The organism is Streptosporangiales bacterium, assembly GCA_009379955.1.
Taxonomy (GTDB): Bacteria; Actinomycetota; Actinomycetes; order Streptosporangiales; family WHST01; genus WHST01.
Genome location: WHST01000009.1, coordinates 1 through 24514, shown reverse-complemented (window position 1 = coordinate 24514; position 24514 = coordinate 1). Strand labels below are relative to the sequence as shown.

At 70.9% G+C, this 24514-nt stretch carries 24 protein-coding genes and 1 pseudogene; 12 read left to right on the top strand and 13 right to left on the bottom strand.

From position 1 onward, the window contains the following. Positions 1–3 precede the first annotated feature (3 nt). Positions 4–1347 (bottom strand): MATE family efflux transporter, encoded by a 1344-nt coding sequence (locus GEV10_04385; GenBank protein ID MQA77710.1) that lies wholly within the window; start codon positions 1345–1347, stop codon positions 4–6. Between the two features lie 422 nt (positions 1348–1769). Here GEV10_04385 and dnaB point away from each other — a divergent pair, with 422 nt between their 5' ends. Then, positions 1770–3158, top strand: a complete 1389-nt coding sequence (gene dnaB / locus GEV10_04380) for a replicative DNA helicase (GenBank protein MQA77709.1) — start codon at positions 1770–1772, stop codon at positions 3156–3158. Positions 3159–3183: 25 nt separating this feature from the next. On the opposite strand, the gene GEV10_04375 is transcribed toward dnaB, so the two are convergent. After that, a complete protein-coding gene (locus tag GEV10_04375) occupies positions 3184–4191 on the bottom strand; it encodes a helix-turn-helix domain-containing protein (protein ID MQA77708.1) in 1008 nt (335 codons plus the stop codon). A 110-nt stretch (positions 4192–4301) separates the two neighbouring features. On the opposite strand from GEV10_04375, the gene GEV10_04370 reads away from it, so the two are divergent. The 3 genes from GEV10_04370 (at position 4302) to GEV10_04360 (ending at position 6338) form a co-directional block, all read left to right on the top strand. After that, the gene (locus GEV10_04370; protein ID MQA77707.1) at positions 4302–5150 is read left to right on the top strand and encodes an isocitrate lyase/phosphoenolpyruvate mutase family protein; all 849 of its coding nucleotides are present in this window, start codon (positions 4302–4304) and stop codon (positions 5148–5150) included. Positions 5151–5152: 2 nt separating this feature from the next. Then, the gene (locus GEV10_04365; GenBank protein MQA77706.1) at positions 5153–5839 is read left to right on the top strand and encodes a hypothetical protein; all 687 of its coding nucleotides are present in this window, start codon (positions 5153–5155) and stop codon (positions 5837–5839) included. A 115-nt stretch (positions 5840–5954) separates the two neighbouring features. Then, positions 5955–6338 carry a glyoxalase gene (locus GEV10_04360; GenBank protein MQA77705.1) on the top strand — a complete coding sequence of 128 codons (384 nt, stop codon included), beginning with the start codon at positions 5955–5957 and terminating at the stop codon, positions 6336–6338. Positions 6339–6357: 19 nt separating this feature from the next. On the opposite strand, the gene GEV10_04355 is transcribed toward GEV10_04360, so the two are convergent. Genes GEV10_04355 through GEV10_04345 form a run of 3 tightly spaced genes read right to left on the bottom strand, consistent with a single transcriptional unit; the run spans position 6358 to position 9269 of the window. Then, positions 6358–6792 (bottom strand): TIGR03618 family F420-dependent PPOX class oxidoreductase, encoded by a 435-nt coding sequence (locus tag GEV10_04355; protein ID MQA77704.1) that lies wholly within the window; start codon positions 6790–6792, stop codon positions 6358–6360. Between the two features lie 40 nt (positions 6793–6832). Further along, complete coding sequence (locus tag GEV10_04350; protein MQA77703.1) at positions 6833–8020, bottom strand: acetyl-CoA C-acyltransferase; 1188 nt, start codon at positions 8018–8020, stop codon at positions 6833–6835. 19 nt (positions 8021–8039) lie between these two features. Further along, positions 8040–9269: an ROK family protein gene (locus GEV10_04345; GenBank protein ID MQA77702.1), complete on the bottom strand. Its 1230-nt coding sequence runs from the start codon at positions 9267–9269 to the stop codon at positions 8040–8042. Between the two features lie 141 nt (positions 9270–9410). Between GEV10_04345 and GEV10_04340 the strand changes: the two genes are divergently transcribed. The 7 genes from GEV10_04340 to GEV10_04310 all read left to right on the top strand — a co-directional run bounded on the left by GEV10_04340 (position 9411) and on the right by GEV10_04310 (position 16070). Further along, the gene (locus GEV10_04340; GenBank protein ID MQA77701.1) at positions 9411–10670 is read left to right on the top strand and encodes an extracellular solute-binding protein; all 1260 of its coding nucleotides are present in this window, start codon (positions 9411–9413) and stop codon (positions 10668–10670) included. After that, a complete protein-coding gene (locus GEV10_04335; GenBank protein ID MQA77700.1) occupies positions 10670–11602 on the top strand; it encodes an ABC transporter permease subunit in 933 nt (310 codons plus the stop codon). Before GEV10_04340 ends, GEV10_04335 begins: the two co-directional genes overlap by 1 nt. After that, positions 11599–12426 (top strand): ABC transporter permease subunit, encoded by an 828-nt coding sequence (locus GEV10_04330; GenBank protein ID MQA77699.1) that lies wholly within the window; start codon positions 11599–11601, stop codon positions 12424–12426. Before GEV10_04335 ends, GEV10_04330 begins: the two co-directional genes overlap by 4 nt. Before the next feature lie 3 nt (positions 12427–12429). Beyond that, the gene (locus GEV10_04325) at positions 12430–13668 is read left to right on the top strand and encodes a UPF0261 family protein (GenBank protein ID MQA77698.1); all 1239 of its coding nucleotides are present in this window, start codon (positions 12430–12432) and stop codon (positions 13666–13668) included. 2 nt (positions 13669–13670) lie between these two features. Continuing rightward, the gene (locus tag GEV10_04320; GenBank protein ID MQA77697.1) at positions 13671–14507 is read left to right on the top strand and encodes a phosphoenolpyruvate hydrolase family protein; all 837 of its coding nucleotides are present in this window, start codon (positions 13671–13673) and stop codon (positions 14505–14507) included. Between the two features lie 8 nt (positions 14508–14515). After that, positions 14516–14830 (top strand): EthD family reductase, encoded by a 315-nt coding sequence (locus GEV10_04315; GenBank protein MQA77696.1) that lies wholly within the window; start codon positions 14516–14518, stop codon positions 14828–14830. A 106-nt stretch (positions 14831–14936) separates the two neighbouring features. After that, positions 14937–16070 (top strand): gfo/Idh/MocA family oxidoreductase, encoded by a 1134-nt coding sequence (locus GEV10_04310; protein ID MQA77695.1) that lies wholly within the window; start codon positions 14937–14939, stop codon positions 16068–16070. A gap of 5 nt (positions 16071–16075) precedes the next feature. Here the strand turns inward: GEV10_04310 and GEV10_04305 are convergent. The 8 genes and pseudogenes from GEV10_04305 to GEV10_04270 all read right to left on the bottom strand — a co-directional run bounded on the left by GEV10_04305 (position 16076) and on the right by GEV10_04270 (position 23097). Continuing rightward, positions 16076–17262 (bottom strand): annotated as a pseudogene (locus GEV10_04305) (hypothetical protein). A 47-nt stretch (positions 17263–17309) separates the two neighbouring features. Then, complete coding sequence (locus tag GEV10_04300; protein MQA77694.1) at positions 17310–18092, bottom strand: TIGR03943 family protein; 783 nt, start codon at positions 18090–18092, stop codon at positions 17310–17312. A gap of 13 nt (positions 18093–18105) precedes the next feature. Beyond that, positions 18106–19122 carry a permease gene (locus tag GEV10_04295; GenBank protein ID MQA77693.1) on the bottom strand — a complete coding sequence of 339 codons (1017 nt, stop codon included), beginning with the start codon at positions 19120–19122 and terminating at the stop codon, positions 18106–18108. A gap of 38 nt (positions 19123–19160) precedes the next feature. Beyond that, positions 19161–19604, bottom strand: a complete 444-nt coding sequence (locus tag GEV10_04290) for a transcriptional repressor (protein ID MQA77692.1) — start codon at positions 19602–19604, stop codon at positions 19161–19163. Positions 19605–19620: 16 nt separating this feature from the next. After that, positions 19621–20451, bottom strand: coding sequence for an iron chelate uptake ABC transporter family permease subunit (locus GEV10_04285; GenBank protein MQA77691.1), 831 nt, complete (start codon positions 20449–20451; stop codon positions 19621–19623). Between the two features lie 3 nt (positions 20452–20454). Continuing rightward, on the bottom strand, positions 20455–21381 hold the full coding sequence (locus GEV10_04280) for a metal ABC transporter permease (protein ID MQA77690.1): 927 nt from the start codon (positions 21379–21381) through the stop codon (positions 20455–20457). A gap of 14 nt (positions 21382–21395) precedes the next feature. Continuing rightward, positions 21396–22160, bottom strand: a complete 765-nt coding sequence (locus GEV10_04275) for an ATP-binding cassette domain-containing protein (GenBank protein ID MQA77689.1) — start codon at positions 22158–22160, stop codon at positions 21396–21398. Further along, positions 22153–23097 (bottom strand): zinc ABC transporter substrate-binding protein, encoded by a 945-nt coding sequence (locus tag GEV10_04270; GenBank protein ID MQA77688.1) that lies wholly within the window; start codon positions 23095–23097, stop codon positions 22153–22155. Before GEV10_04270 ends, GEV10_04275 begins: the two co-directional genes overlap by 8 nt. A 191-nt stretch (positions 23098–23288) precedes the next feature. On the opposite strand from GEV10_04270, the gene GEV10_04265 reads away from it, so the two are divergent. Next, positions 23289–24383 (top strand): cobalamin biosynthesis protein CobW, encoded by a 1095-nt coding sequence (locus GEV10_04265; protein MQA77687.1) that lies wholly within the window; start codon positions 23289–23291, stop codon positions 24381–24383. The last annotated feature ends 131 nt before the right edge of the window (positions 24384–24514 follow it).

The window sequence follows — 24514 nt, the reverse complement described above, 5'->3', positions numbered from 1 at the left end:
ACGTCAGCGGGTGGCGCCGGTGACGAGCCACCGGTCGCCACGGACCCGTACGACGAGCGTGACGCACCGTGCCACCATCCACACGGCGATCGCCCCCCACAGCCAGGGCAGCGTGGCCTCGGTGAGCAGGACGGCGGCGGCCGCGGGGAGGAAGACGGCGGTCGTCAGCAGGCTCGCGAGCGCCAGGTAGGTGTTGTCGCCCGCGCCGATGAGGATGCCGTCGAGGGCGAAGACGACTCCGGCGAGCGGCTGCTGCGCCGCGACGACGAGCAGCGACACCGCGATGAGCCCCCGGACCGACGGGTCGGCGCTGAAGCCGTGGGGCAGCACGGTGTGCACGGCCAGTACCAGCAGGCCGACCGTCACGCCGACCGCGAGACCCCACTCGACCATCCGGTGGGTGGCGTCGCGGGCGCCCGCGACATCGCCCGCGCCGAGGAACCTGCCGGTGAGGGCCTGTCCCGCGATGGCGATCGCGTCGAGCGCCAGGGCGAGCAGCGACCAGACCACGTACGACACCTGGTACGCCGCGAGGGACTCCGTGCCGAGCCGCGCGGCGACGGTGGTCGCGGCGAGCAGGGTGACCCGCAGCAGGGCCGTCCGGACGAGCAGGCCGAAGCCAGCCGTCGCGGACGTGGCGATCCCTCGCCGATCGGGCGACAGCGGCACCCCGTGCCTGCGGGCTCCCCGCACGACGACGATGACATACACCACGGCGGAGCCCGTCTGCGCGAGCACCGTGCCGACCGCGGACCCGGCGATGCCCAGCCCGAGGCCGAGGACCAGGACGACGTTGAGCCCGAGGTTGGCCACGGCCGCCGTGACGGCCACGACGAGCGGCGTGCGCGTGTCGAGCAGGCCGCGCAGTACCCCGGTGCCGGCGAGGACGACGAGCATCCCCGGGAGGCCGAGCAGGCCGATGCGCAGGTACGTGACCGCGTACGGCGCGACGTCCGCGGTGGCGCCGAGCGCGTCGACGGCGAACGGGACGAGTGGCTGACCCACCACGGCGAGCAGGACGCCGAGGCCGACGGCGAGCCAGAGCCCGTCGACGCCCTGGCGGACGGCTCCGGCGGCGTCGCCCGCGCCCATCCGTCGGGACACGGCGGCGGTGGTGCCGTACGCGAGGAACACGCAGAGGCTGACGACCGTGGTGAGGAGACTGCCGGCGGCGCCCAGTCCGCCGAGCGGTGCGGTGCCGAGGCGTCCGACGACAGCGGAGTCGCCGAGCAGGAACAGTGGCTCCGCCACGAGGGCGCCCAGCGCGGGAACGGCGAGCCGGAGGATCTCACGATCGTGACGGTGTCGCAGCTCCGGTAGACGGGACCGAACCGAACCGCGGGGCACGCCTCGACCCTAGTGTCCGCAGGACCCTAGTGTCCTGCGTCGGACGGTCGCCTCCCGTCACGGATCCAGTGGGCGCATGACACCGCGCGAGCTGGCATGCGCGGCCGTGGGATCGGCGGAAAAACCTTCCGTCCACAGCGGGTGGACAGCCGGATCTGCCCGTGGCCTGCACCGTTCACCCAATGGTGTCGGCGAACCCGTCCGTTCGCCCCTGGTCGTCCCCAGGTCGTGCACAGCGACACGACGCCCCGTCCACACAGCTGTGCACAACACCTGTGGACGGCGAGCTTCTCCTGGCGCACCACCAGGGCCTAGTGTCGTCCGTTCCGGCGTTCGGCGGAGCCGGGCAGGGGAGATCTCGACGAGTTCGTGGCACGCGGCGCTGTCAGCACCGCGTGCTATACGAGTGACCGTAGGGTCGCATCGCAAGCGCTGTCTGGGTGAGGGGGAACGTGAGCGTCGCGGAGTTGCAGCCCGTCGGCAACAACGCCGACTTCGGCCGCACGCCGCCGCAGGATCTCTACGCGGAGCAGTGCGTGGTCGGCGGCATGTTGCTGAGCAAGGACGCGATCGCCGACGTCGTCGAGGTGCTCCGCCCCGGTGACTTCTACCGCCCCGCCCACCAGGTCCTCTTCGACGTCGTCATCGACCTCTACGGCCGGGGCGAGCCCGCCGACGCCGTGACGGTCGCCGCCGAGCTCACCAAGCGCGGCGAGATCGCCCGGGTGGGCGGCGCCGACTACCTGCACACGCTGATGTCCCTGGTCCCGGTCGCGGCAAACGCAGGCTTCTACGCTCGCATCGTCCACGAGCGCGCGATCCTGCGCCGGCTCGTCGAGGCCGGCAGCCGCATCACGCAGATGGGCTACGCGGCCGACGCCGAGGTCGACGACATCGTCGACCGCGCGCAGGCCGAGGTCTACGCGGTCACCGAGCGGCGCACCGGCGACGACTACCTCAGGCTCGGCGAGGTGCTCCCGACGACGCTCGACGAGATCGAGGCGATCGGCAGTCGCGGCGGCGCGATCTTCGGCGTGCCCACCGGCTTCTCCGAGCTCGACCAGCTCACCAACGGCCTGCACCCGGGGCAGATGATCATCGTCGCGGCCAGACCGGCGGTGGGCAAATCGACCATCGCGCTGGATTTCGCCCGCGCGGCCGCGGTCAAGAACGGCCTGGCCGCCGTCGTGTTCAGCCTGGAGATGAGCCGCAGCGAGATCACCATGCGCCTGCTGTCCGCGGAGGCCAAGGTCGCGCTGCACTCGATGCGATCCGGCACGCTGTCCGACGACGACTGGACCCGCCTCGCCAGGCGGATGAGCGAGGTGAGCGAGGCGCCGCTCTACATCGACGACTCGCCCAACCTCACCATGATGGAGATCCGGGCGAAGGCGCGGCGGCTCAAGCAGCAGCACGACCTGCGCATGGTCATCGTCGACTACATGCAGCTCATGCAGAGCCCGCGCCGGGTGGAGAGCCGCCAGCAGGAGGTCTCCGAGATCTCCCGGTCGATGAAGCTGCTGGCCAAGGAGCTCGACGTCCCGGTCATCGCGCTCAGCCAGCTCAACCGCGGGCCCGAGCAGCGCAACGACAAGAAGCCCCAGCTCTCCGACCTCCGCGAAAGCGGTTCACTCGAACAGGACGCCGACATGGTCCTGTTGTTGCACCGAGAGGATCTCTACGAGCGCGAGTCGCCCCGCGCCGGCGAGGCCGACGTCATCGTCGCCAAGCACCGCAACGGCCCCACCAAGACGGTCACTGTCGCGTTCCAGGGTCACTACAGCCGCTTCGTCGACATGGCCCCTGTCTGAGGGGTCGCGGCTCAGCCGGGAGACACTACCCGGATCCGGCGACGAGGGCATCGGCCACGGCCGTCCTGACATTGAGGCTGAGGCGACCAGACCGGCGCGTTTGCACCAACCCCGCAGCTCTGAGGGCGGTCAGGTGTTCGGACGTCGCGCTCACGGACAGGCCCAGTCGGGCCGCGGCGTCCGTCGTCGACAACGGTGTGTGCAGGACTGTGAGCAGCCTGGCCTTCGAACGACCGATCACCCGCTCGAGCGCGCGTGGAGTCGGCGAGCCGCCATGCCAGAGCGTGCCGACACCGCGGCAGGGAAAGGCTACCTGTGCGGTAGGGGAGTCGGCGACCACCAGTACCGAGGGCCAGACGAACACACTGGGGACCAGGCACAGGCCGCCGCCTTCGAGGTCGTGCGCGCCCAGGCACGCCGTTCCCGCCACCGTAAGGCTCTCGCCGTTCCAGCGCACCCGGTCGTGGAGATCGTTGAGGAGGGCCGCAGTCCCGTCCACCGCCTGCTGCTGGCTTCGCAGAAAGACCTCGGCGTCCGCCATCGCGATGATCCGCGGCCAGTACGGCACGAGGCAGGTGTGCCAATACCGCGCGATGACGTCCGCGAGCCTCTCCAGTCGGCGAGCGGGATCGTCGGCGAACTCCTGGAGTCGTGGGGTCCAACGGTCTCGCAGATGGGCAAGCTGCTCGTGGACAACGTCGGAGGGTGTCTGGATCAGGGCGTGCAGCTCCGTCTCGATCGACGGTTCGAGCGAGGTGGGGGGCGGGGTCAGCAGGTCGGGCGCGTAGTGGCCGTGCACTCCTGAGCCCACGAGATCGCCGAGCAGGTTGAATGCTCTCCTGACCTCTGCATCGGCCGCCCCGGCCAGGTGCACCTCGACCTGCGGCCGGACCTGGCGGACCCAGGGCAGATGCACGCTATGGCTCGAGGGCTCGCGGAGTACCCGAAGGCTGGCCAGCACCTCCCACAGGCACGACAGCCCGAAGCGCACCTGGGCTGCGTCTCGTGACGTGAAGCCGATGGTGCGCGTGATGGGCCACCTCGAGACGTGGGTTCGGAGAATTCCGAACCATTGTGCGCCGGCTCGTCCGGTCGTCGAGAGTCGGGGCTGCCACCGATTCCGTCCCGCAGGAGACACCGAACGTGAGTACGCCCAGCAACCAGCAAGCCCGTGCACAGCAGTTTCACCACCTCCACGACGAGCTGCTCGTCCTGCCCAACGCCTGGGACCCACCCAGCGCCCGGATGATCGAACGAGCCGGCGCCTCGGCAGTCGCGACCACGAGCGCGGGAGTCGCGTGGAGTCGTGGTGTGGCCGACGCGGGAGGACTGGACCGAGCCACGGCGCTCGACGCCGTGGCTCGTATCGTGTCGTCGGTGTCGATCCCCGTCACAGTCGACATCGAGGACGGGTACGTCGATGGCCCAGGAGGGGTGGCAGCGACCATAGACGCGGTCATCAGCGCCGGAGCCGTCGGAGTCAACATCGAGGATTCCCGTGCGGGAAGGTTGCTCCCTGTCGAAGCGCACGCGGACGTGCTCCGGACCGTGACAGCCCGGCTCGCAGACTCGTCGGTTTCCCTGTTCGTCAATGCCCGCGTCGACACCTTCCTGCTCGCGGACGGCTCAGAGTCCTCACCCGCGCTCCTGGCGGACACAGTCGAGCGAGCACGCGCCTACGTGGCGGCGGATGCGCACGGCGTGTTCGTCCCCGGGGTGACGGATCCGGACACGATCCGGGCGCTCGCCGCCGGCATCGATGCTCCGCTCAACATCATGGTCGGCGCGGGCTCGCGCCCCGTCGCCGAGCTCGCGGCGCTCGGCGCACGTCGCATCAGCTCGGGACCGCAGCTGGCGATGTCCGCCTACGGACAGGTCCAGGACTGGGCCCGCGTGATGGTGGGCGGCGGTTCCTTCGACCACCTGCCCGTGGGGGCCTCACCGGCCGAGCTCCACACCGGCTCACCGCAATCCGCGACGACGAGAGCGTGACGATGGCATCCGCACTCACCCCCGCCCCCGGGACGATCGTGGTCTTCAGCGACACGTGGTGCGCCTTTGGCCACGTCGCCGTCTTCCGGCTCCACCAGGCTCGTCGACGACTCGGGTTGGAGGACCAGGTCACCTTGGATCACCGGGCCTTTCCGATGGAGCTCCTCAACGGGAACCCGGGGTCCCGCCCGGGTTCAGACAGCGAGGTCCCCAGTGTCGGCAACTGCGAGCCGGCGGCCGGGTGGCAGTTGTGGCAGGACAAGGACTGGCTCTATCCGAGCTCCACACTGCCGGCGCTGGAGGCCGTCCAGGCGGCGAAGGCACAGTCGACCAGGGCGAGCGAGTCCCTCGATCTCGGCCTGCGGCGAGCCTTCTGGGTCGAGTCCCGCTGCATCACCAACCGCGCGGTAATCCTCGACGTCGCGGCCAACACCCCCGGCGTGGACGTCGCCGCGATCGCCGAGGCTCTCGAGACCGGTACCGCCAGAGCGGCCGTCGCCGAGCAGACGCGCGCATCCAGGAGCGACGAGGTCATCTGCAGCCCTCACGTGTTCCTGCCCGACGGTACCGATTACCCCAACCCCGGCATGCGCGTGGAGTGGGAAGGCGACTGGGGCGTGGGATATCCACGGATCGTCCAGGACGATCCGTCGATCTACGAGCAGATCCTCAGGCGCAGCGTTACCTGAGGAGGCAGTCGAACTCTGTTCCGGTATCGTCAAGGATCCTGGGTCTGCGCGTCCAGGGGCCCTTCCCGGCCGCATACTTCGTGCGACGGCTCTGTTCTGTGCGGGAAGAGGCGGCATGGATTTCAAGCTCGAAGTCATCGGCATCCCGGTGTCGAGCGTCGACACCGCGAAGGCGTTCTACACCGAGCAGGTCGGGTTCGTCCTCGACCACGACATCAGCCCCGGTCCCGGCATGCGCGTCGTGCAGATGACGCCGCCCGGCTCGCCGTGTTCCGTGGTGATCGGCGAGGGCATGCCGCTCGGCGACCCCGGCACGACGAAGGGCCCCCAGCTCGTCGTCGACGACATCGATGCGGCGCGGGAGCTGCTCGCGGGCCGCGGAGTCGAGATCACCCCGGTACAGCAGCTGGGACCCGAAGGCGCCCCGGGCTCGCGATTCGCCTTCTTCGCCGACCCCGACGGCAACGGCTGGTCGCTCCAGGAGATCAAGCGCTCCTGAGCCTCCGGAGGTACTCGGGTCAGGCCACGGCGCCGTAGAGACGGTCGACTCGTACGCGCAGCACCAGCCTGCGGTCCTTGACCATGACCGCACGGTAGTCCTCCCAGTCGGGGTGCTCGCCTTGGATCGCGCGGTACACCTCGACGAGCTCCTCGACCGTCGCGTCGTCGGGGCTCTCCGAGACCGCGCTCAGCTCCGCCTCACCCTCCGCCACGACATAGCCCCACGCCTTCTCGTTGGTGACCTGGAACGACGCGCGCGGGTCGCGTCGCAGGTTGGCCACCTTGGCCAGGCTCTCGATCGTGGACACCCGCAGCAGCGCGGTGTCGGGGTCGAAGGTGTAGCTGAGCACCGAGAGCTGGGGCCGGCCGTCCCGCTTGATCGTGGCGAGCACGCCGAGATGTTGCCCGGCCATGACATCGGAGAGGCTGGGATCGAAACGCTGAGTCGTCATGGTCAGCACAACGTCGGGGCGTGCCCGGTCATTTCACCGGTCAGACGGCTTCGAGCACGAGTGCGTCGCCCTGCCCTCCTCCGCCGCACAGGCTCGCCACGCCGGTGCCGCGGCCACGGCGGTGCAGCTCCAGCGCCAGGTGCAGCACCAGCCTGGCGCCGGACATGCCGGGCGGGTGGCCGAGCGCGATGGCGCCGCCGTGGATGTTGACCCGCTCCTCGATCTGGTGCCTGGTCAGCCCGAGCTGCCGCGCGCTGGCGAGGGCGACGGAGGCGAACGCCTCGTTGATCTCGATCAGATCCAGCTCCGCGGGGTCGAGGTGCGCGCGCCGGCAGGCCGCCAGGATCGCCCGGGCCGGCTGCAGTTGCAGCGAGGAGTCAGGACCGGCGACAGTGCCGTACGCGCCGATGCGGGCGAGCGGCGTGCAGCCGTGCCGGACCGCGGCGTCCTCACTCATGACCACCATGGCCGCGGCGCCGTCGGAGAGCTGACTGGACGACCCGGCCGTGATGCCGCCGCCGGTGGTGAAGGCCGGACGCAGCCGGCCCAGCGCCTCGACGGTGGTGTCGGCGCGGATGCCCTCGTCGGTGCCGATCTCACGGTCGTCGCCGTGCTGGTGCGGCACCGTGACCGGCACGATCTCCGCGCCGAGTATGTCGGAGGACGACGCGGCGAGCCGATGGGAGCGCACCGAGAACGCGTCCGCGTCGGCACGGCTCACCGCGGCGTCGCCCGTGTCGTGGTGCTCGGTGAGGGCACCCATCGACTGATCGGTGAACGCGTCCCACAGGGCGTCGTGGGCGACGTGGTCGATCATGGTGGCGTCGCCGAACCTGGTGCCCTGCCGCGAGCCGCGCAGGAGATGCGGGGCCTGGGTCATCGACTCCATGCCGCCGGCCACCACCACGTCGGCCAGGCCCGAGCCGATCATCATGTCGGCCGTCGCGACCGCGTTGAGCCCGGCCAGGCACACCTTGCTGACGGCCATTGCCGGGACGGTGAGCGGGATTCCCGCCTGCGCGGCGGCCTGCCGGGCGGGGAGCTGACCGCAGCCGGCCGGCAGTACGTGACCGAGCACGACCTGGTCGACCTGGTCAGGGGCGATCCGGGCCCGGCGCAACGCGGCGTCGACGGCGATCGCGCCGAGGTCGACGGCGGTGAGCGAGGCGAAGACGCCGAGCAGCTTCCCGATCGGGGTACGCGCCCCGCCGACGATGACAGATCCCACCGTGCTGCACCCTTCCTGACTACGTGCCGGCGGACGGGACCGGCGCCCACGAGCCGGCGACGATCATCCGGTCGAGCGAGGCGGGCGCGAGGACCTCGTCGATGACGAGCATCGCGGCGCCGTGGACGCCGGCGAGGTCGCCGAGGGAGGCGCTGACCAGGGTGAGCGGCTCGCTCGATCCCGGCAGCGCACCCGAGTACAGGCCCTCGCGGATCCCGGAGAACAGCAGCGCCTCGGCCTCGGCGAGGTATCCCCACACCGCGATCGCGTCCGGGTTCAGCAGGTTCACCACCGCCGACAGCGCCTCACCGATGTAACGGCCGGCCTCGCGCAACGCCCGGACCGCCTCAGGAACGCCGTCGCCCGCCCACTGCACGACCTGGGAGACGTGGTGGACGTCGAAGCCCGCGGCCGTCAGCTGCCGTACCAGGGCCGAACCGCTCGCCACCGCATCGAGGCAGCCGACACTGCCACACGTGCACGGCTCGGGCGGACCACTGACCTTGACGTGACCGAGCTCGCCGGCGAGCCGGCTCGCTCCGCGGACGGGAACGCCGTTCACGACCAGAGCGGCGTCGATCAGCGTGCCGAGCTTGGCGCAGACGAAGACCTCGGCGTCAGGCCAGGACTTGCGCCGTTCCGCCAGAGCGAGCAGGTTGACATCGGTGTCGATGAAGACCGGGGCGCCGTACCGGGCCAGCAGGGACCGGTGGAAGTGGCTGCGGTCCCAGTCCTTGCCGCTCAGCCCGAGGGAACGCAGGTAGCCGAGCAGCTCGACGCCGCGCGGCACCCCGACGCCGACGCCGGCGACCCGGCCGGGGTCCGCGCCGGCCTCGACCACGAGGCGGTCGAAGCTGTCCTGGAGACCGGTCAGCAGTCCGTCGGCTCCGGTGGCCAGGTCGACGTCGAGGAAGCCCTCCGCCAGCACCTCGCCGTCGAGGTCGGTGACGGCGAGGCGGCAGCCGGTGAGACCGACATGGGCGGCGAGGACGATCGCCGACCGCGGGTTGAACGCGTAGCGGGCGGCCGGGCGGCCGCGGCCGCCGTTGGTGACGGTCTCGCTGGCGATCAGGTCGTGCGCGGTGAGGAAGTCCAGGCGCTGGATCACGGTGGAGCGGGCGACGCCCATGGTCGTGGCCAGGCCGGACGTGGTCCGCGCCCGGTCGGCACGGATGAGCTGCAGGATCTCACCGGCCCCCTCGACGACGCCGGGGGAGCGGGCCGCGTCGATCCTGCCGGCCTGCGTCACCCGTACCTCCTCTTCCCGAACCCGTGCGGGGCCATGGTACCGCTTTTGTTCGATCGGGTTCCAGTAATACGTTGACCGTCGACGTTAATTCGTCTAGCCTCACCGTGCCAAGCTTCCCCGACGTCGAGGAGCGCAGGAGCCATGACGAACCGCACCGGGCGCCCGAGGATCCTCGCACTCGCCGTCGCGCTCCTCCTGGTGATCTGCGGCTGCACGATCTCGGAGTCCTCGACGGACGGCGGCAAGGTCACGCTGACCTTCTGGCAGTACTACTCGGGCACGCAGCTGACGTGGCTCAAGAGCCGGGTGGCGGCGTTCGAGAAGGACAACCCGGACGTCGAGATCAACCTGGTGCAGGTCGTCGGCTCGCAGCAGGACCAGAAGCTGCTCGCGTCGGTGGCGACCGGGAAGACGCCCGACCTGTTCATCAACAACATCGTCGTCGACTACCCGACGCTGGTCGGCGGCAAGGCGATGTTGGACCTCACCCCGTACTGGAACGACTACGCCGACAAGGGCCAGTTCCCGGAGAGCGCCGTCTGGAAGACCGACGGCAGGGTCCACAACCTCATGTCGTACACCAACCTGCTGGGCATGTACTACAACGAGGACATCCTGAAGCAGTACGGCATCGAGCCGCCCACCACGCTGGACGCGTTGGGGAAGGCGATGGCGAAGGTCGAGGCCGGCGGCAGGTACAAGGGCCTGGCCCTGTCCGGCGCACCCACCGTCGAGGGGGCGTGGCTGTTCGCGCCCCAGCTGCTCGGCCAGGGCGTGGACTACTGCAACTGGGCGGGCTCGCAGGACAAGGTGTCCACGGCGTACGAGCGGCTGGGTGAGTGGGCGGGTAAGGGCTACATCCCCAAGGCCGCGGCGACCTGGGACCAGAACGCCGCCTGGCAGCAGTTCATGACGGGGAAGTACGCGTTCGCGTTCAACGGCAACTGGCAGCTGGGCAACGTCAAGGAGGCCTCGTTCGAGTACGGGACCGAGCGGTTCCCCGCGCCGCCGGGAGGCGAGAGTCAGGTCTACCCGGGCGGCGAGGGGTTCGCCATCGGGTCGAAGTCGGAGCACCCGGACCTGGCGTGGAAGTTCCTGGAGCAGGCGGTGCTGTCACCCGAGGGCGGCAAGAGCGTGTACACCACGGCGGGGTCGATCCCGGTACGCGCGGACGTGGCCGACGCACAGGAGATCAAGGACGACGAGTTCGTGCAGCCGTTCGTCGCCGCCGCGCAGGACTCGGCCAACTGGCCGAACAACCCGAACACGGCGAACATGCAGACATCGCTCGGCAAGGCCGTGAGCGCGGTGATCTCCGGCCAGGACACGGCGAGCGAGGGCGCGAAGAAGGCGACAGACGACATCGCCGCGGCGCGGAAGAAGGGCGGCGGGGACTGCTGATGTCGGTCTCCGCGCCCGCACGGTCCGCGGTTCGCCGGGCGTCGCCCGGAGGCGCGTCTGCGCGGGGGTTCCTCTCTCGGAGCCCGGTCGGCTACCTCCTGCCTGCGGTGGTGCTGCTGGGCGTCTTCGCCGCCTACCCGGTGGTCGTGCTGTTCGAGATGGCGTTCAGCGACGTGGGTCCGAGCAACATCGTCGGGGACTGGCACTTCGTCGGCTGGCGGAACTTCGCCGAGGTATTCGCGAACCCCGCTCTGTGGGCGGCGGTCGGTCGCACCGTCGGCGTCAGCGGGGCGTTGCTCGCGTCCAACCTGGTGGTGGGGTTCGTCGTGGCGTCGATCCTGTCGACGCGGGGCAGGCTCACCGGCGTCGTGCTCGGACTGCTGACGTTCGTCTGGGCACTGCCGCCGCTGGTCAGCGGCAGCGTCTGGAAGTTCCTGCTGGACGACTCCGGTGGCGTCAACGCGATGCTCCAGGCGGTCGGTCTCCCGCCGGTCTCGTGGCTGAGCTCGCCGACCCTGGCGCTGTGGACCGTCACCGCGGTCATCGCGTGGGCCGCGCTGCCGTTCTCCGCGCTCATCCTGCGCGGTGGCATGCTCGCCGTTCCCCGTGACCTGATCGAGGCCGCCGCCATCGACGGGGCCGGCTACTGGCGCACCCAGGTGTCGATCGTGCTGCCCCTGCTACGCAGCACCATGTGGATCCTCGGCATCCTCACCGTGCTCTACGCGTTCAAGAGCTTCGACTTCTTCTACGTCATGACCCAGGGCGGTCCCGGCACCACGACCAACACGCTGCCCGTACTGTCGTACTACACGGCCTTCTCGAACTTCGACATGAGCACCGGCGCGACCGTCGCCGTGGTGTCGATGGCGATCGTCGTCGTGCTCAGCGTCCCGTACATCCGCGCGCTCCGACGGGAGGCGAACGAATGATCGGGCGCTCGACGCGATGGCTGTTCGCGGTGCTGACCGTGGTCCTCGGCCTGGTCTACCTGCTGCCGCTGGCCTGGATCGTGCTCACCTCGCTGAAGACCAACGCCCAGGTGCTGCGCGACCCGAACGCGCTGGTGTTCACGCCCACCCTGGCCACCTACGCGGAGGTCATCAGGTCCGGCGTCGGGGCCATCCTGACGTCGGTGCAGATCGCCGTGCTGGTCACGGCGGTGGTCCTCGTCCTCGCGGTGCCCGCGGCGTTCGCGCTCGGGCGCAGGCTCTCGGTCGGGTGGAGCCGGGTGATCGCCGTCGTGCTCGCCGCGTTCCTGGTGCTGCAGATGATCCCGCAGCCGATGACGGTCATCCCCCTCTACAGCGTCCTCGCCAGGTGGCGCATCCTCGGCACGCTCCCCGCCCTGATCCTGGTCGACATCGCGCTGCTGCTGCCGTTCGCCGTGATGCTGCTGCGCCCGTTCGTGCTGGCGATCCCCTCGGTGCTGTACGAGGCTGCGGCGCTCGACGGCGCCAGCCGGCTGCGGGCGTTCTGGTCCATCACCGTGCCCATGCTGTCGAACGGCATCTTCACCGTGATGAGCGTCATCTTCATCACCGCCTGGGGCGAGTTCGTCTACGCGATCAACTTCCTCCCGCAGGATGTCGTCCTCCCCGTCAGCGCCCTGCTCGCCTCGCAGAACGCCACCTACGCGGCCAACTGGAACACCCTGATGGCACTGGCCGTGCTGACCGCCCTGCCGTTGCTGGTCGTGTTCGTCGTCTCGCAGAAGCGGCTCATCAACGGCCTCTCCCTGGGCGCGGTCAAGTAGGCCATGGTGGAGCTGACAACCACTCCGGTCGCGCTCGTCGGCGCGCTGGACACCAAGCACGAGGAGTACGCCTTCGTCCGCGACCGGCTCGCGACGCACGGCGTGCCGGCCCTGCTGATCGACACCGGGGTACTGGGAGACGCCGGTGTCCTGGCGGACGTGGACCGCCGCACCGTCGCCCGCGCCGGCGACGCCGACCTGGACGCCCTGGTCGCGGCCGGCGATCGCGGTGACGCGATGACGGTCATGGCCACCGGAGCGGCGGGCATCGTGCGGCGCATGCACCGCGACCGGGAGGTGTCGGGGGTCATGGTGCTCGGCGGGTCCAACGCCGGGTTCGTGATGAGCGTGCTCGCCACGGCACTGCCGATCGGCTTTCCGAAGCTGCTGGTCTCCACCATCGTGGCGGGCGACACGCGCCCGTACCTGCAGGCGTCGGACCTGATCATGATGTACCCGGTCGTCGACCTCGCCGGTCTCGACTCGATCAGCCGACCGGTGCTCTCCAGGGCGGCCGACGCGATGGCCGGCATCGTGGCGGCACCGCCCGTGCCTGCTCCTCCGCCCGGTGTGCGCTCGGTGGGCTGCTCGATGTTCGGCGTGACGACGCCCTGCGTCACGTCGATCCAGCGGGGGCTGGCGGAGGACGGCGTCGAGGTGCACGTGTTCCACGCGAACGGCACCGGCGGCCGGACGCTGGAACGCCTGATCCGCTCCGGCGACGTCGCCGCGGTCGCCGACGTGACCACCACCGAGCTGGCCGACGAGCTCGTCGGCGGCGTCTGTTCGGCGGGTCGGGACCGGCTCACCGCGGCCGCCGCCTGCGGCGTGCCCCAGGTGGTCAGCGTCGGGGCGCTGGACATGGTCAACTTCGGGCCACGCGACACCGTCCCCGAGCGGTTCGCCGGTCGCAGGTTCCTCGAGCACAACCCCGCCGTCACCCTCATGCGCACCAGTCCCACGGAGTGCGCCGAGCTGGGGAGCATCATCGCGACCAGGCTCAACGAGGCGACGGCGTTCACCGAGGTCCACGTCCCGGCGCGGGGTTTCTCCCAGATCTCGACGCCCGGCGGTCCCTTCCACGATCCCGAGGCGGACCGGGCGCTCGTCGACGCACTGCGCTCGGCGCTCGACCCGCGCGTCCCGCTGCACGTCCACGACCGCGGCATCAACGATCCCGCGTTCGCCCACGCCATCACCCGCGCACTGAACCGTGCACTGGACAGCCGGAAGAGGACATGAGCATGGAATCTCGATCCGACATGGTGGCGCGCCTGCGGGCGAAGGCCGGGGGCGGACACGCGATCATCGGGGGCGGCGCGGGCACCGGCCTGTCCGCGAAGTGCTCGCAGGCCGCCGGCCTCGACTTCATCGTCGTGTACAACTCCGGCCGTTACCGCATGGCGGGCCGCAGCTCGATGGCCGGGCTCATGCCCTACGGCGACGCCAACGCCATCGTGATGGAGATGGGGGCGGAGATCCTGCCGGTCGCCGACCGCATCCCCGTGCTGGCGGGCGTCTGCGGCACGGACCCGTTCCGGCTCATGCCGGCGTTCCTGCGCGGGGTCCGCGACGCGGGCTTCGCCGGCGTCCAAAACTACCCGACGGTCTGCCTGTTCGACGGCATCATCCGCGCGAACCTCGAGGAGACCGGTCTCGGGTTCGACAAGGAGGTCGCGATGATCGCGGCGGCCCACGAGCTCGACCTGTTCACCGCCACCTACGTCGCCAACCCCGACGAGGCCGCCGCCATGGCCGGCGCCGGAGCCGACATCGTCGTCCCGCACATGGGTCTCACGACGGCGGGGATGATCGGTGCGCAGACCGCCCTCTCCCTGGCGGAGGCGAAGACGAAGTGCGCCGAGCTCGCGACGGCCGCGCGCGACGTGAACCCCGACGTAATGGTCGTGTGCCACGGCGGTCCGATCTTCGGTCCCGAGGAGGCGGCGCAGGTCATCGCCGACGTGCCGGGACTGGACGGCTTCCTCGGAGCGTCCAGCATGGAACGGCTCCCCACCGAGGTCGCCATGGTCGAGCACATGTCCTCGTACACCCGCATCGCCGTCCCCCCGCGACACTAGGAGACCCCGTGTACCGCCTGACGATCCTCTACGGCATGCCCCACGACCCGGAGCACTTCCGCGACTACTACTCCCGCGTGCACATCCCGCTGGCGCGCAGGATGCGCGGGCTCACCGGGTGGAACCTGTCCTGGATCGACAGGGACGGGGACGACCCAGGTCCCTACCTGCTGGTCGCCGAGCTGTACGCGGAGTCGCGTGCCGCCATGGACGCGATCCTCGCCTCGCCCGAGGGCGAGGCCGCCCGGGCGGACCTCGACAAGTTCGTCACCGGCACCGTCGAGTTCCTGTCCGGTGAGGAGGAAGAGGTGCCCCTGTCATGACGCTGTGTCCCGCCGACCTCCTCCGCTCCGCTCCTCGCTCACGTGCGGTCGGCTCGCCGCTGCCGGGTTCCGTTCTCGCTGCGATGCTCGTTTCGGAGGTCGACCCATGACCGGTGGCCTCACGATCGCCGTCGTCGGCCTCGGCTTCGGCGAGGACTTCGTCCCCCTCTACCTGTCCCACCCGGACGTCGCCGAGGTGGTGCTCGTCGAGCCCGACGAGGCGCGGCGACGCACGGTGGCCCGGCGTTACGGACTCGCGGACGGGCACGCGGACCTGGCCGGTGTGCTCGCGGACGCGGCGGTCGACGCGGTGCACGTCCTGGCGCCCGTCCACCTGCACGCCGACATGGTCGTCGCGGCGCTGAGCGCCGGCAAGCACGTCGCCAGCGCGGTGCCGATGGCGACCAGCCTGGACGACTGCGACCGGGTCATCGCGGCGCAGCGGGCCAGCGGGCGGCACTACATGATGATGGAGACCACCGTCTTCGCACGCGAGTACCTCGCGGTCGAGGACATGTATCGCCGCGGTGACTTCGGCTCGCTGACGTTGTACCGCGGCTTCCACATCCAGAACCTCGACGGCTTCCCCGCCTACTGGCAGGGTTTCCCGCCGATGCACTACGTCACCCACGCGCTCTCGCCCGTGCTGGCGTTGCTGGGAACGAGCGTGGAGTCGGTGCGCTGCCAGGGCGCCGGCCGCCTCGCCGAGCGCCGCGCGACGGGCGGGTTCGACAACCCGTACCCCACCGAGGTCGGGTTGTTCAGCCTGCGCGACAGCGACGTCCTCGTCGACGTCACGATGTCGTTCTTCCAGACCGCGCGCAGCTACGTCGAGGGTTTCGCCCTCTACGGCGAGCACCTCGGCGTCGAGTGGCCGCCGGACAACGAAGGGCCCCTGACCCTGTACGACATGACCGGCCCGGCGGAGGGGAGCAGGGGCAACCAGGTAGCGGCCCGGGAGCTCGACCCGCCCGACCGTCCCGACCGGCTGCCCGCACCGCTCACCCGGTTCACCCGGCCGTGCGAGGTCCAGCTCGCCGGCATGCCCGCACCGGCGAGCGTCGGCGCGGCCCACGGTGGCTCCCACCCGTTCCTGGCGCACGAGTTCGTCCGCAGCATCGTCGAGGACCGGGCGCCCCTGGTCGACGCGCGCACCGCGGCCCGCTGGACGGCACCGGGGATCTGCGCGCACCGGTCCGCACTCGCGGGTGGCGCCGCCGTGCAGGTGCCGGTGTACTGAGCCGGTCAGTGCCCCATCGCGCGCAGGGCGTCGAGGCGGGGCCGCCGCGACGACGGCGTGTCGAGGCTGCCGCCGCGGGCGTCGCCCAGCTGGTCGCGCACGTACGCCTCGGTGCGCGCGACCTCGGCACGCAGGGAGTCGTCGGCGGGAGCGAACGACGTCCAGGCGATCTCGCCGGTGTCGGGATCGAAGTCCCACAGGCCGACCAGGCGTCCGCGGTCGACGATGCCCTGTGCGGGTAGGTCGGACAGCGCGCCGAGCGCTCGCTTGTCGATCGAGCCGAGGTCGCGCGCGGTGTCGCCCTCGTCGAGCAGCGAGGCGAGGTCGCGACGCAGCAGCGAGATGCCGTCGATCCAGGCGACCACCGCGTAGTGCGGCGTCGCCGGTGGCGTGAACTCCTCGTACGCCTTTGCATCGTCGGGGAGGGCGAGCACGTCGGTGTCGACGAGCGGGACGAGACCGAGCGGCCCGACGGCCGCCTGGACGAAGGCCGCGGTGTAGGCGGAGAACCAGCGGAACTGCTTCAGCGTCGCGCCACCCGTCCACGTCCAGTAGAGGCGGGCGAGCTCGGTGCGCGCCTCCGCCGCGGAGAGCGTGAAGTCGGCGCGCGGGGACGGCGACCAGTGCGCGTAGGCGAACCGTTGCCGGTCGAGGCGCCCCTCGAGCGGGACGCGCCTGATATCGCCGTGCGCCTGGAGCAGGCCGAGGGCGACGGGCAGCGTCGTCGTGACGCCCTTCTTCCTCCCCTCGTCACCGAGGCTGCGGACGGCGTCGCCGAGCACCTCGCGCAGCCCGCGCGGGTCGAGCGGGCCTTCGCCGGTGAGCGCGCGGACCACCGCGTCGCAGAGCCGGTCGATCTCCTCGCGCGGCACGCCGAGCTTCTCCACCTTGGCCACGTCGACACCGGCGAAGCCGGCACCCGCCGTGAGCGCGAGGGCGAAGTGCGCCGCCGGGACGACGTACGTACAGCCGCGGGCCGCGGGAGCTCGTGGACGGCGAGATCGGCTACGGCTCGGTCGACGTCGTCGCGGCCGGTGCCGGCGCGGCTGAACAGGGTGAGGTATGGATTGACGCCGCCGACCGACCGCGCCCATCCCGTCCGGGCGAGCACCTCGCCCGGATCAGCGCCGAGGAGGGTGCCGTCGAGTCCCTGCCGGTGCGCCCACCAGGCCCGCAGCTTCTTGATGTCCATCGGTTCAGTGTCGCAGCGGTCGTGGCCGTTGCCTTCTCCGAAGCTGCTCAGGTCGCGTACGGCTCGTCCGGCACGGCGATGCGCTTGATGCTGTCGACCTCGATCGTGGGCAACGGGTCGAGGTTTGGGTCGGGGAACGACTCGTTGCCGACGTAGCGGCCGGTGATCTGGACCCAGGTCTCCGTCTTGTACGCCTGCGGCGCTCCGGTGATGTGCACGCGCACCGGGAGGGCATCGGCGGCGCAGCACGCGATGAACAGCCGGTTGACGTAGAACTCGCCGGTCTCGCTGTCCGCTCGCTTCGTGACGAAGCCGCTGACCAGGAGGGTGCGGCCGGTGAGAGTCTTCTCCCCGCCGTAGACGGCACGCTGGTTGAGCTCGATCAGCGGGACCTCGACCGGGTCGTTGCCCACGAGCGGCCCGTACGCGTACTCGTCGGCGGGCTTCTCGACGCTCTTGCTGCTGGTGCGCTCCGCGGTGTACGCGCCGAGCTCGCGCGGCTGCACGAGGAACAGGGCGAGCAGCGGGACGACGAGCAACCACGGGACCATGCCGCTCATCCGGCCGTGCCCGTGGTCGTCGTCGGCGTGCTCGTGTACCGGTGCGGCGCGTCTCGCCAGCTCAGCCTCGCCGAGGACCCTGGCCGCCAGCTTCGCCTCGTTGTCGGCCCACAGCAGCACGAGCCCGATCACGACGAGGGCGATCGCCGACGAGAGGATCCACGGGAGCGCCGACTCCCTGACGTAGCGCACGTACGTGCCGTCGACGGTGATCCAGATGAGCACCCCGCCGGCGGCGACGAGCAGCAGGCTCTGCGCGTTGCGGTTCACGACGTCCTCCCGTTCACAGCAGCACCAGGCCGACCACCGCGGTGGCGACCATCCCCGTCACGAACACCAGCGGCGCGAACCGCAGGGCGAAGGCGCGGCCGAAGGTGCCCGCCTGCATGGCGATCAGCTTCACGTCGACCATCGGTCCGACGACCATGAAGGCGAGCTGGGCGGTGGGGGAGAACGAGGTGAGGCTCGCGGCGATGAACGCGTCGGCCTCTGAGCACACCGCGAGCAGCACCGCGAGGAGGCCCAACGCCAGGACGCTGAGCCACGGTGAGGAGGCGATGGAGGTCAGGATGCTCTGGGGTACGAGGACGTTGAGCGCGGCGGCGGCCATCGCCCCGATCACGAGGAACCCGCCGGCCTGGAGGAAGTCGTGTCTGGTCTCGTACGCGAACCGTTCCAGCCGGGTGCGTCCGACCGATTCCGGGCGCTGCTTGACCATCGTCCACGCGGGGCGGCCCAGCTTGATCCAGATGAATCCGACGGTCATCGACACGGCCACCGACGCCACGAGCCTGGCGAGCACCATCTCGGGTCGACCGGGGAAGGCCACGGCCGTCGCCACGATGACGATGGGATTGATCGCCGGAGCCGACAGGAGGAATGCCAGTGCCGCCGCCGGCGGAACTCCTCGGGAGACGAGGCGACGGGCGATCGGGACCGACGCGCACTCGCAGCCGGGCAGGACCGCGCCCGCGAGGCTGGCGACGGGGACCGCGAGCGCCTGGTTGCGCGGCAGCGCGTAGGTGAAGAAGCTCGGTGGGACCAGGACCGCGATCAGCGCGCTCACCATCACCCCGAACACGAGGAAGGGTGTCGCCTGGATGACGATCGCGACGAACACCGTCGTCCACGCCTGCACGGCCGGGACATCGAGGAAGCCGACCTTCGTGCCGGTGAGACGGACGACGACCGCGACGAGGACCACTGCCGCGGCCAGGACGACCGGCCAGCGGCGGGTGGTGGTGACCCGTTCCTCGGGCAGCGTGCGTGTCGACACCCGCGTCAGTATAGAGATCGAGATTCGTTGTCAATAGCCGACGTGTCGTACGACGCCTGTCGTCATCGGCTGCAGGCGCTGCACAGGCCGAAGACCTCGACCGTGTGGCTGACCTCGGAGAAGCCCTCGGCCTCGGCGACCCGCTGGGCCCACTTCTCGACCGAGCTCGACTTGATCTCGACCGTACGGCCGCATGACCGGCAGACGAGGTGATGGTGGTGGGCCTCGATCTCGCACTGGCGGTACCAGTTCTCGCCGTCCGCCGACCGCAGGACGTCGACCGCTCCGCGTTCCGCGAGGTCGGTGAGGTGGCGGTACACCGTCGTCAGGCCGATGTTGTGCCCGTTGGCGCGCAGCGTGGCGAAGACCTCCTGCGCGCTCTGGAACTCGTCGGCCCTGCCGAGGGCCTCGGTGACGAGCGAGCCCTGCCGGGTCCTGCGGCGGGTGCGCGACTCGGGGTCGGCGTTCCGCGATGCTGTTGGCACGGCCGTCCTCCCATAGCTCATAGTCGTGCGGCTCCCACTATCTCTCGACCGTCGCCGCCGGTCGCGGACGACCCAGGACTCGGCGCGCCCCCGCCGCGAGCAGGGAGACGCCGAGCGCGCCCGTGGCGATGAGGGTGATCGCGGCGCCCGCCGGCACCCGAACGTACTCGGAGAGCAGCAGGCCCGTGAGTCCCGACCCTACGCCGATGACGGCGGCGCTGAGGGTCATGGTCAGCGTGCTGGTGGTCCACAGCCGCGCCGCCGCAGCGGGCCCGACGATCAGGGCGACCGCCAGCATCGTGCCCACGGCGGGCACCGAGGTCACGACGGTCAGCTCGACCACGACGAGGAACACGGCGTCGAGCAGCCCGACCCGGTAGCCGGCGGCCGTGGCGCCCAGCGGGTCGAACGCCGCGAACAGCAGCACCCGGCCGGTTGCAGCGAGCGTCCCGAGCACCGCGACGCAGATGACCGACGTGATGACGACATCGGACGCCTGCACGGTCAGGATCGAGCCGACGAGGTAGCCGGACAGGTCCCTGGTGAACCCCGGCTGGGTCGAGACGAGCAGGACGCCCAGGGCGAAGCCGGCCGAGAGGACGACCCCCGTCGTCGCGGTCGAGTCCTGATCCCTGCGCCGGTCGAGCGCGGCGATGCCTGCGACGACGAGCAGGCCGAACAGGCCCCCGCCGAGGTACAGGTTGAGCCCGAGCATCGACGCGAGGACCACGCCGGGGAACGTCGCGTGCGTCATCGCCATGGTGAAGAACGCCCGGCGACGCAGCACCACGTGGACGCCGACGGCCGATGCGAGCAGTGCCACGAGGACGACCTCGACGACCGGGTAGGTGAGCGAACTGTCGAGCACCGGCTACCTCCCCGCCCCCACCAGCGGGGCCGCGACGGGCTCGTCGGCGCGGGTCACCGAACGGCGGCGCAGCACCCGACGGCCGACCAGGGAGATGCCGAGGATCACCAGGTAGATCGCGACGATCGCGACCACGACCGTGGCTCCCGAGCCCAGCCGCACCCCGCCGTAGATCGAGGCGTTCCAGCTGGCGACGAGGCCCAGCCACCCGCCGACCGCCCCGATGACGGCCGCGAGGAGGCCGAGGACGCCGAGCCGGTGGGTGAGGAGCCTGGCCGCGGCAGCGGGCACGATGAGGAGCGCGATGACGAGGACCGACCCGACGGCGCGGACGGCCGCGACGACGACGAGCGCGACGAGGACGTTGAGCACGAGGTCGAGCACGCCGACGCGGTACCCCTGGGCGCGGGCCCCCTCCGGGTCGAACGCGCGGAGGACAAGCTCCTTGCCGGCGACCAGGAGGGCGGCGGCCACGACCACGCCGACGACGGCCGTCTGCACGATCTCCGTGACCGAGACGGTGAGCAGCCGGCCGAAGAGGAACGCGGTGAGGTCGGCGGTGTACGAGCTGCGTCGCGAGACCACGACGACGCCGATGCTGAACATGCTCGTCAGCAGGACGGCGATCGCCGCGTCCTCGGTCACCCTGCGGTTCCGGGTGAGCAGCGTGAGCGCGACCGCGGTGGCGGCGCCGGCGACGAGCGCGCCGACGAAGATGCCGTTGTCGCCGGCGAGCAGGTAGCCGATCACCACGCCGGGGAAGACGGTGTGCGTCAGCGCGTCGGACACGAACGCGAGACGGCGGACGAGCACGAACACCCCGACGGTGCCGGCCAGCACGCCGAGCAGGACGAGCTCGACGAGCGCCCGTGCCATGTACGGCAGCTGGAACGGTTCGATGAGGGTCTGGTAGAGCAGGCCGGGGTTCATCGGTGCGGCAACGCTCAGCCGCCCTGCGCCACGATGACCTGGTCACCGCGCAGCTCGAGGGCGTGACCGCCGTACGTCGCGCGCAGGTTGTCGGGCGTGAGGGTCGACTTCACCGGTCCGAACGCGAACTGGTGCTTGTTGAGCAGGCAGACCTCGTCGCAGGCGAGGTGGGCGAGCGACAGGTCATGGGTGGAGACGACGACCGTGACGCCGTCGTCCTTCAGCTCGGCGAGCGCGTCGAGCAGGGCCGCCTGGCTGACGGCGTCGAGCCCGCCGGTCGGCTCGTCGAGCAGCAGCAGCCGGGGCCGGCCGACGATGGCGCGGGCGAGGAGCACCCGTTGGCGCTGGCCACCGGACAGTGAGCCGAACCGGTCGGCGGCACGGTCGCGCAGCCCGACGCGGTCGAGAGCGTCGAGTGCGAGGGCACGGTCGCGCCGTCCGGGCCTGCGCAGCCAGCCGATCGACCGGTACCTGCCCATCAGGACCACCTGTGCGGCCGTGACGGGGAACTCCGCGTCGAGCGTGTCCGCCTGCGGGACGTATCCGACCCGCCCGCGGGCCCTGGCCGGGGTCGTGCCGAGAACGGTGATGCTGCCGCTGACGAGAGGTACCAGGCCGAGGATGCCCTTGAGCAGGGTGGACTTGCCGGCACCGTTCGGACCGATGAGGGCGACCGACTCGCCCACGCCGATCCGGCCGTGCACGCGCTCGACGACGGGGGTGGCTCCGTACGCCAGGTACGCGTCGTCGAGCGACAGTGCGGTCTCGGCCTCAGCCACGCAACGCTCCGACGATCGTCTTGGTGTTGTGCTCCATCATCGCAATGTACGTGGCGGCGTCGGAGCCCGCAGGTCCCAGGGTGTCGCCGTAGAGGGCGTCCTCGCCCGCCACGACGGTGACGCCCGCGCGGGTGCCGATCGTCTCCGCGGTCTTCGGCGGCAGGCTCGCCTCGGAGAACACCGCCTTGACGTGCTGGGCCTTGATCTTGCCGACGAGCGTGTCGAGTTCCTTGCCGGAGAGCTCGGCGGAGGTGTCGAAGCTCGGGATGATCGAGCCGACGAACGTGAGGTCGTAGCGCTCGACGTAGTACCCGAAGGCGTCGTGGTTCGTCACCAGCCTGCGCTGGTCCTTCGGGATGGACGAGATCTGCTTCGCGATGTCGGCGTCGAGCCGGTCCAGCCTGTCCTCGTACGACTCGAGGTCGGCCTGGTACTCGGCCTTGTGCGACGGGTCCGCCTTCTCCAGGGCCGCGGCGATCGTCGCCGACATCTTCTTCGCGTTGCGCGGGTCCTGCCAGATGTGCGGGTCCTCCTCGCCGTGCTCGTGCTCGGCTTCCTCGCCGCCCTCCTCATGCTCCTGCGTTCCCTCCTCGTGCTCCGCGCCGCCCTCGTGCAGGGTCACGCCCTTGCTCGCGTCGACCGTGGCGCCGTCGAAGCCGGCGGACTCGATGGTCTCGTGGAGCCACTCCTCCAGGCCGACGCCGTTCTCGATCACGAGTTCGGCCTTGCTGATGGCCTGCAGGTCGGCGGGCGCGGGCTCGAAGTCGTGCGGGTCGACGTTCGGCTTGAGCAGCTGCGTGACATGGACGCGGTCGCCGCCGACGTTGCGGGCGAAGTCGGCCACTTGGGTCGTTGTGGCGACGACGCGCAGCCTGCCGCCGGTGTCGGTGGTGGCGGACTGGCCCGATCCGCACGCCGCCGCGAACGGCAGCGCCATGACAAGGGCCGACGCGAGCACGGCAGCTTGCTGGAGGCGGCGGCGATGCGGACCGGGCACAGGTCCTCCTCGGGGAGTGACACGAACAGAGCGACGTCGAAAAGCCTCCCGCTAATGGAAACGGTTGTCAAACTTATGAGAGGATCGGTCACCGGGACGAACCCGATGTGACCGGTGGTAGGAGGTTCGGTGTGAGGCAGGTTCCCGTGGTCGTCGTCGCGGCCGTCGACCCCGTGCTCCGCGACGCGGTGTCGTTCTGCGCCACCTGTGAGAGCCCCGACGTCGTCGTGCTGAGCCACGACCTCACGCGAGCGGCCGCGACGGGTGAGATGCGGCGCACTGCCTACTCCGCGGCCGGCCTCGTCGAGGACGAGGTCGTCCATCTCGACCATCCGTGCCTGACCTGCGCCCTGCGCGAGGACATCGTCCCTTCCCTGCGTCGCCTCGCGAGGAGCGGCAGGTGGCGCGGCATCGTGCTCGCCCTGCCGCTCGCGACCGACCCGTCCGTCGCGGTCGGCGGCATCGCCTCCGCCGGTGACGCGACGGTCGTGGCCTGTGTGCTCGGCGTCGTCGACGCGGCCACCCTCCTCGACGACGTGTTCGGCGACGACCTGCTGGCCGACCGCGGGCTGCACCTCGCGACCACCGACAGGAGATCGGTCGGCGAGACGCTGGCCGGACAGCTCGACCACGCCGACGTGGTGGCGGCGGTCCTGAGCCCCGGCGCCGGCCCCGGCTCGGTCGACGTGATCGCCCATCTGGCCGGTGACCGCATGACCGTGTCGGCGGGGGTCGAGTCGTACGACGTCGGGGCACTCTTCCGCCGCAGGCACGACCCGGCGGTCGCGGCGGCGCGGATCGACCCGCGCCGGGTCCACCCCAGGGTGCGACCGGCGGCGCCGGGGGAGGCGACCCGTCCACCGTGGACCCTCGACCTGCGGTCGGACCGGCCGCTGCACCCCGACCGGTTGCGGACGAACCTGTCCGCGCTGGCGATGGGTCGCCTGCGCGGCCGGGGACGGTTCTGGCTCCCCACCAGGCCGGGATCGGTGTGCCAGTGGGACGGCGCGGGCGGCCAGTTGAGCATCGGCACCGCCGGTGGCTGGGGTGGCACGGCGCCGAGCACCCGGCTGGTGATCACCGGGCTCGACGACGCCGTGCCGGTGCGTGCCGCGTTCGCCGACTGCGTGCTGACCGACACCGAGGTCGCGCGGGGGCAGCGGTACTGGTCCGCCACGGACGACGGGTTCGAGCCCTGGCTCGGCGAACGCTCCGACGCCGCCTGACCAACCTATGAGGTCGAAGTCAAGTCCGGGCTTGAGGTGAGCTTGGGCATGGTGGGCTGGCTCACCGGCTGGATGCCGCTGAGCTTGGTCGTGGGTGGATGGTGGTGCGTCGCTGCGGGCGGTGCCTCGCG